Here is a 728-nt window from a genome sequence, read left to right on the forward strand (position 1 = left end):
TACCGCCTGATCACCAACCCGGAGTGCCGCCAGTACATCCTGCGCCAGGCCTTCGAAGAAGCGATCCACACCCACGCCTACCAGTACTGCATCGAATCGCTGGCCATGGATGAAGGCGAGATCTTCAACATGTACCACGAGATTCCATCGGTCGCCAAAAAGGCTGCCTGGGGCTTGAAGTACACCCGTTCGATCTCCGATCCGAAGTTCGAAACCGGTACCGTTGAGACTGACAAAGAGCTGCTGCGCAACCTGGTGGCCTACTACTGCGTACTGGAAGGCATCTTCTTCTACTGCGGCTTTACCCAGATTTTGTCCATGGGCCGTCGCAACAAAATGACCGGCGTGGCCGAGCAGTTCCAGTACATCCTGCGGGATGAGTCGATGCACCTGAACTTCGGTATCGATGTGATCAACCAGATCAAAATCGAAAACCCGCACCTGTGGGATGCCGAGATGAAGGAAGAAGCGACCCAGATGATCCTGCAAGGGACTCAGCTGGAGATCGAATACGCGCGTGACACCATGCCGCGTGGGGTGCTGGGGATGAACGCGGCGATGATGGAGGACTACCTCAAGTTCATCGCTAACCGTCGTCTGTCGCAGATTGGATTGAAGGAAGAGTATCCAGGCACCACCAACCCGTTCCCGTGGATGAGCGAGATCATGGACTTGAAGAAAGAGAAGAATTTCTTTGAGACTCGTGTGATCGAGTATCAGACTGGTGG

1 protein-coding gene is annotated in these 728 nt (G+C 54.7%); it reads left to right on the forward strand.

Features of this window, described 5'->3' with window-relative positions:
• Window positions 1-728: ribonucleotide-diphosphate reductase subunit beta (locus tag HX817_RS03215; RefSeq protein ID WP_256348639.1), on the forward strand; the 728-nt coding region annotated here is incomplete at both ends.

Source organism: Pseudomonas sp. C6002 (assembly GCF_013385805.1).
Taxonomy (GTDB): Bacteria; Pseudomonadota; Gammaproteobacteria; order Pseudomonadales; family Pseudomonadaceae; genus Aquipseudomonas.